The sequence below is a fragment of the Nocardiopsis sp. TNDT3 genome (assembly GCF_003427465.1).
GTDB classification, from domain to species: Bacteria; Actinomycetota; Actinomycetes; order Streptosporangiales; family Streptosporangiaceae; genus Nocardiopsis; species Nocardiopsis dassonvillei.
Map to the genome: position 1 here is coordinate 1 of NZ_QPFC01001027.1, position 4559 is coordinate 4559.

Here is a 4559-nt window from a genome sequence, read left to right on the forward strand (position 1 = left end):
CGCGGGGCGGGGGCCGGGAGCCGGGGATCCGTTCGTGTCGGAGGAGGCCATGCCCGGGAAGAACGCCCCGCGGATGTCCTCGAACGACGTCAGCCGGGACAGCAGGTCCTCCAGGCTCCACACGTGCACGCTGCGGGCGGTCAGGGCGGGGTTGTAGGCGGTGACGCGTTCGCGCAGCCCCGGGACCGCGGGCCCGGAGTGGACGAACAGCACCTGGACCGCGGTGCCGAAGACCCGGCGGGCCTTGGCCACCGTCCACCCGGCCCGGGCGACGACGTCCTCGGGGCGGGTCTTGGCCTCCACGCACAGCACGCGGTGGCGGTGGCGCAGGACGGCGTCGAAGTCGGCGACCGAACCCCCGGGGTGACGGGGGTCGGCGACCTGGCGAGCCCCGACGACCTCGGTGTCGGACCGGCGGCGCGTGTGGCGCAGCAGGTGGGACAGGACGCGGCCCTCGGCGACGACGCCGCGCCGCACGGCCGGGGCCAGGTCGGGAAAGCGCGCCTGGAGGGCCTGGCGTCCGCCCTGGACGAAGAGGCGCACGGGTTCGGGGTCGCGGTCCTCCAGCCAGTGGGCGCCGTGGATTCCGGCGAGGGTGCGCAGGTCGACGCCGTCGCTGACCAGGGGACGCCCCGGATGGGAGCCGTCGGCGGTGCGCAGCCGGTCGCGGACCGCGTCCAGGTAGTGGCGCCAGCGGCGGGAGCCGGGGTGCCGGTCCGGTGGGAGGACCCGCTCGTGCAGCAGGGCCGCGGCCACGCTCATCACCTTGGTGCCGCCGGTGTAGTCCAGGTACCAGGGTTCGCCGCCGTTGGCGCGGTGCAGGGCGGCCAGGGTGTCGGTGACCGGACCGAAGTCGTGCGGGTCGGGCCCCACGCTCACCACGCTCACCGACTCGGGGGAGGCCAGGCGCTCCACGGCGGCGGCGACGCGCCGTGCCAGCGGTCGGGTCCCGTCGCTGGCGACCAGGGCCAGGTGGTCGGCGCGCAGGGTGAGCGAGGACAGCAGCGCGGGGGTGGGGTTCTGTCCGACGAGCACGACGGCGGCACGGGGGCTGTCCACGGCGTCCTGTTTTCCGGGAGGGGGCGTCGGAGGACCACGCTATGCGGTGGGACCCCGTTTCTCCAGCGCCCGCGTCCGGTCCGGATGCCGTTCCCCGGCCGGCCCGGCCGCCGGGACCCTTCGCGTCACCCCCGTTCCGGGCGAACGGGGGCGGGGCGCGGCGAGCGCGGGCGCACGTCGTCAGGGGACCGCCTCCGCGTCCCGGGGGCGGAGGCCGAGCCGCACCAGGGCGCCGCTGACGACGAAGGACCGGCAGGCGGTGACCACGCCGCTGCCGTCGCGCACGAGGTCGGAGGGGACCAGCAGGTCACGGCGTTCGGGGTGCGCGGAGACGACCACGGAGGAGACGATGAACCACACGCCCTCCTGCGGTTCGGGGAGGTCGGCCCGGGTGCGCTCCTCGGCCACCAGCGGGACCCCGGCGACCTCCAGGCCCACGGGGACGCGGACGGCCTCCACCCGGGCCGGCCGGGTGGATCCGGGCCAGCGCCGGATGACGCGCGACCTCTCGTCCACGACTGTCACCACATGCGGCGTCAGGTTGACCACCAGCATCCGGTGACCTCCGTTCCTCTCGCTTCCCCGTCGGCCGGGCTGACCGCCGGGTCCGGCGGCGGCGCGCCCTCACCGCAGTCTCTCGGACACAGGGCACGTCCCCGGAGAACGACGCCGGACCGGGAAATCCGTAAACACTGAGGCCATTGTTACTGATATCCATTTTGCACTTGTTTATAGAAATTCATCCTGCCTGGTACAGGGGTCCGTCAATTGACATTTCCCCCTCGGCGGGCCTAATTTGATAGGTGACCTCCCGTTGGCGCGGGGGTGTCACCTGAGGTCTCGCGTTCTCTCACGCGCTTTCCCGGAGGGCTGGGGAAGCGTCCCGGCCCCGGACCACCGGGGAGAAGAGTTCGTGAGCACGCACCACTGCTCCGCCTGGGAGCTGTTCGGCTCCGCCGCCTTCCTGCGCGCCTTCACGCGCGTTCTGGGGTGCGGGCCGTGCTCCGCGGACGGAACCGCGCAGGGCTGCTCGGGTCACTCCGAACAGTTCGGCGACTATGTCGACCTGTGCGCCGAGCACTGCCCGTGCCCGGTGCACGGAGGCGACCCCGAGGGCGTCATCGCCGTGCGCATGCGCCGCGCCGTGCCCGACGGCACCGCCGTCGACCGCACCGCCGCGCACCGGCTGCGCGACGCCCTGGACGACGTGCGCCGGGACCGCTCCTACAAGAACCTGCGCCGGGTCTACCCGCAGGCCTCCTCCGACGGCCGGGTGCGCTGCGCGTTCTCCGAGCGCCCGCGGCGCTGGGCGCAGCGCCGCGACGTGTCCCGGGTCGCCGCGGACGTGGTCGACCAGGAGGCGCTGGCGATGCTGGTGCTCACCGCGGGCTGGGGCAACCCCGCCGCCGACCTGCCCGAGGACGTGCACCCGGGCGAGGCGGTCTCCTTCACCGAGGACGGCAGCGCCGTGCCCGTCGCCGACCTGCGCGGACGCGCCCTGACCGCGGTCGGGGAACCGCCCATGGTCTCCACCGCCACCGGCGACTACCTGCTGCGCAAGCTGGCCGAACTGGCCTCCGGGCGCGACGCGGACGCGGGCCGCACCCCCGACCAGCGGCGCCGCCTGCTGCTGCGCGGCCTGCTGCCAGGCATGAGCGGCGAGGACGTCGCCCGCAGGCTCACCGGCGTGCTGGGCCGGATGGCGGTGGACATGCCCGTCCACTTCCGGCTGGTGCAGCAGGCGCGGGGGCGGGCGCGCAGCGCGCCCTACTCCCCCGTCCCCGACGCCCCCGAACCCGAGGAGGAGTCCCCGCGGCGGCGCGAGGTGCTGGACGCGTCGGAGCGCGCCTGGCTGGAGCGCACCGCCCGGGAGCTGACGGAGCGGGCCCAGGAGGCACGGGGGGACTTCGAGGCCGACCCCCGGGGCGCGCTCGACGCCCTGCTGTGCGCGCTGCTGGAGCGGGAGCCCGCCCCGGCGCTGTGGACGGGAGCCCAGGAGGACCCCGACCTGCGCGCGGACCTGCTGGAGGCGCTGGCCGAGGCCGTCGACGGACGCCCGTGAGGGGACGCGCCCACCCGGCGGACCCCGGGAAGAGGACGGACGGGGCGGCCACCGGCGCGCCTACGCGCCGTGCCCCGCCCGCCCTCCGGGCCTCCCGGCGTCGCGGAACCGCCGGGTGAGCGGGGGCAGCACCGGGTACTCGGCGAACTCGCGCAGGGACATCACCGCGGTCGCCTCCCAGGGCAGGCGGCCGCGCCAGCGGCTGGCCAGGCACACGTCCACGGCCTGGTCCACCTCCCGCCAGCGCCCGGGTGCGGGCTCGCCCGGCAGGCGTCTGGCCGCCAGGGCGGCGCCGAAGGCGTCCAGGAACCCCCGCACCCGCTCCCGCCCGGCGCGCACGACCCCGGCGCCCGGGTCCAGGGACAGCGCGCGGGCGCGCCGGTCCACCAGGTACAGCTCCGGGCGCAGGTGGACGCTGCCCATGCCCAGCGACTTGCCCATGCCGATCTTGTGCGCGTGCTCGGGGTCGGCGGGGTCGCCCCCGTCCACGGGATTGTCCAGCAGCAGGGCGCGCAGCAGCGCACCGAGTTCGCCGTCGGTGAGGTTGGTGAAAGTGATGCGTGAGCGAAAGGTGAGACCGTCGCGGAGGGGGACGACGTCGCGTTGGGTGTCGCGGGGCGGTTCGGGCCGGGATCCCGGAGCCAGCACCGTCAGCCCCAGCTCCTCCTGGGTGCGGGCGTCGTAGCGCACCGGTCCGCCCGGGGCGGCGCGGTGCCGGTGCAGGTACACCTTGTACCCGCCCAGCCGCACCAGGCCCTCGTGCGACCACGTGATGATGTCGGGCCGGTCCCCCGAGGCGGCGTCGGGTCCCTGGAGCAGGTAGTTGGCGAAGCAGCCCCGCTGGGGAGAGAGCAGCTGCACGCGCAGGGCCGCGCCGTCGGGGTAGTCCGGGTCGGGGTCGGTGCTCAGCGCGCTGCCGAAGGACACCCGGCCCTTGGACGCCCCCGACTCGCCCGCGAAGGTGTCGGTGTCGCCGAACAGGGCCCGGCACACGTCCACCGTGCGCCCCGCCAGGGCGGCCCTGCCCGGGTCGCCGTGCTGGGGGCCCAGGACGGGCGCGGGCAGGGCCCGGCGGACCGGGTTGTCGTCGCTGACGGCGATGCGGTAGCCGCCGGAGCGGCCGAAGGAGACCACCTCCCCGGACGCGTCGAGGTCGAACCAGACCGGTTCGAGCCCGCGGCGGGGCAGGCCGCCGCCGGCGGCCCCGGCGACCGGTTCGCGCACGGGGTCGGCCGCGCCCGTGCCCAGGGTGTCGGGGAAGGCGGCGCGCTGGTAGCCGGTGACCTGCTCGGCCGACTCGAACAGCTCCACCATGGCGTCCGGGACGCGCAGGCGTCCGCCCAGGTCGGCGGGCCGGGGGAAGAGGTAGGCGTTGCGGCGCCCACCCGCGGCGACCCCGGTCAGGACCACCAGGGCCCGCACCACCCCTCCCCCGCCC

Annotated in this window: 3 protein-coding genes and 1 pseudogene; 1 reads left to right on the forward strand and 3 read right to left on the reverse strand. The window is 75.8% G+C overall.

The genetic code is table 11. The features are described from left to right. Nucleotides 1-1059 (reverse strand): annotated as a pseudogene (locus DQW06_RS23275) (CRISPR-associated protein); the annotation flags it as partial. Between the two features lie 180 nt (nucleotides 1060-1239). Beyond that, entirely contained in the window at nucleotides 1240-1614 is a 375-nt protein-coding gene (locus tag DQW06_RS23280) for a hypothetical protein (RefSeq protein WP_019610529.1), read from the reverse strand. Between the two features lie 358 nt (nucleotides 1615-1972). On the opposite strand from DQW06_RS23280, the gene DQW06_RS23285 reads away from it, so the two are divergent. Beyond that, nucleotides 1973-3121, forward strand: coding sequence for a hypothetical protein (locus DQW06_RS23285; RefSeq protein ID WP_013154000.1), 1149 nt, complete (start codon nucleotides 1973-1975; stop codon nucleotides 3119-3121). A 60-nt stretch (nucleotides 3122-3181) separates the two neighbouring features. Here DQW06_RS23285 and DQW06_RS23290 read toward each other — a convergent pair. Further along, nucleotides 3182-4559, reverse strand: a 1378-nt coding sequence (locus DQW06_RS23290) for a TIGR03986 family CRISPR-associated RAMP protein (RefSeq protein WP_117199315.1), incomplete at its 5' end; no start/stop codon positions are given.